This window comes from Frankia sp. AiPs1, assembly GCF_023716945.1.
GTDB lineage: Bacteria > Actinomycetota > Actinomycetes > Frankiales > Frankiaceae > Frankia.
In genome coordinates, this window is the sequence record NZ_JAMQQF010000755.1 from 1 (window position 1) to 2,291 (window position 2,291).

1 protein-coding gene and 1 pseudogene are annotated in these 2,291 nt (G+C 76.0%); both read left to right on the plus strand.

Annotated elements, in window-relative coordinates:
- Positions 1 to 1,543 (plus strand): annotated as a pseudogene (locus ND748_RS30300) (hypothetical protein); the annotation flags it as partial.
- On the plus strand, positions 1,540 to 2,291 hold a 752-nt coding region (locus tag ND748_RS30305), incomplete at its 3' end, for a type III-B CRISPR module-associated Cmr3 family protein (RefSeq protein ID WP_251749665.1). The pseudogene ND748_RS30300 and the gene ND748_RS30305, both read left to right, overlap by 4 nt.

Genomic DNA, 2,291 nt, shown 5'->3' on the forward strand with positions numbered 1-2,291 from the left:
CGCCCGCGCGATGTCCGCCGCCGTCGTCGACGCCTGGCAGGAACTGGTCGCGGCCGGCTCCGGGGACGGTGTGCCGGCCGCGCCCACCCCGGGATTCCCCGTGCCGCAGTGGGCGGTCGCGCCGGGAGCGAGCTGGGCGACCTACCAGGACTATCTGGGCCGGGCGATGCGCGCGCTGGCGAACCGGAAGAAGACGCGGGACTTCCCGGGCTACCGGGTGCGGACCCCGGCGGTCTGCGGGCTGTCCGGCCGCTGGGCGGCGACCGGGCGCGATCCGCGCACCGGGGAGGAGCTCTCCGCCGCCGCTCGGGCCAAGAGGAACTTCCGAGACAGGCTCGGCGGCTTCCCCTCCACCCCGTCGGTGGCGTCCGCCGCCTACCGGGCGCGGATCCTCGACCTCCTGCCGTCCACGCCTGCGCTGCGGACGGCCGTGGCGGGCCTGAAGCTGGCCGTCGACGCGCTCGTGGATGCGGACGGTCAGCAGGGGGATGCGGGCCGAGTGGGGAATGCGGGCCGCGGGCGCAATCGCCTCGTCCGGGGCAACAGCGATCTCCCCGGCCTGCGGGAGCTGGGAGAGCGGTCCGGGGAGGTCGGCCGATGGCTGGCGCTGGCCGAGGGCGCCTGGGTCTACCCCGACACCTGGGACGAGCAGTCGCTGCGGCGAGACTTCCGCCTCGACTATGCCCCCGACCGGGAGCTGTGTGCCACGGGACGGTCGGCCGCGCAGACCCTGAGCCGGCGGGCCGTCGAGGCCGGGATCGATCCGCTCACGCCGTATCTCGCCCTCGTCGTGCAGGACGCCGACAAGATGGGCGAGGCGTTGTCGCAGCCGCCGCCAACCATCCAGGACGTGGCCGCCTGGCACGCCAGCGTGTCCCGGACGCTGGTCGACGTCGGCGGGCGGCAGTCCGTGCAGATCGCCCGGCCGGACCTGCTGGGACGCGCGGTCTACGCCGGCGGGGACGACCTGATGTGCTTCGTGCCCGCGGCGACCGCGATCACCGCGGCGCTGCGGATGAACGCGGAGTTCGTCGACTCGGCGGCGCGGGGGATCGCCCACAGCCGCACGCTGTCGGCCAGCACAGCCGTCGTCTACTTCCACGCCTCGACGGCGTTGCAGGGGGTGGTCAGGACCGCGAACGACCTGCTGAAGGCGGCGAAGACCCGGGAGCGGCCCGGCCTCGGCGTCGCGGTGCTGCGCCGCGGCGGTGAGCGGGCCCGGGTCGTTGTCCCCTGGGCGGCGCCGGTTGGGCGGACCAGTCTGCGGGCGATCGCCGACCTGGTCGCCGCCTACGGCGCCGGCATGTCGCCTCGGCTGGCCTCCCGGCTGGAGGCGGACCGCGAGGTGCTCGCGGTGCTGCCCGCGGACTGGCGGGAGCGGGAGATCGGCCGGCTCGCCGGGCGGCAGCACGCGCCGGCGGACATCGTGCACCTGCTCAGCACGTGGACGGACCGGGATGTGCCCAGCGGGTTGGCCACCGATGTCGCCCTCGTCGCCCGGTTCATCGCGGCGGAGACGAGCCGGTGGGGAGCACCGGCGTGACCGGCACCGACCGTTGGGCGGTTCTCGAACCGCTCGACACGCTCGTCGTCCGGGACGGTCGGCTGTTCCAGGCCGGCGCATCCTCGATGGCCCGGACCACCGAGCCGAGCCCGGCGACGATCGGCGGTGCGGTCGGCCAGGCCCTGGGCGGCCAGCCCGGGCAGGTGCACGGGCCGCTGTTGGTCCGCCGGCGCGAGCAGGCCGATGGCGCCCCGGGCCGGTGGGAGCCGATGTTCCCGGTGCCGTCGGACGTCGTGTCCCTGCCGGCGACGCAGGCGTCCGCGCCAGAGACGCAGGCGTCCGCGCCGGTGTCGCAGGCGTCCGCGCCGGAGGCGGTGACGCTGTCCGTGCTGCGTCCGGGCGAGCCGGCGTCGCCGACCGAGCCGTATACGGATCTTCCCGCGGAGCTGGCGCTGATTGAGGGCGACGGCCTGCCGACCGGTGGCTGGTGGGACGCCGACACGCTCGCCTCGTACCTGACCGACCGGCCCGCGACGCCGGCCCCCGCGGCCGAATGGACGCCGTGGACACAGGAGAACCGGGTCGGCCTCGCCCGCGACCCCATCGCCCGCACCGCGCTTGACGGCATGCTCTACTCGCTGCCGCACCTGCGCCTCACCGACGGGGTGGGGCTGGCCGCGTACTGCCAGGACCTGCCGCCCGGCTGCCTCTCCCGCGCCGAGCCGGGCCGGCCGGCGGGCACCGTCCGGCTGGGCGGCGAGGGACGCCGCGCCGAGGTGCACTGGCT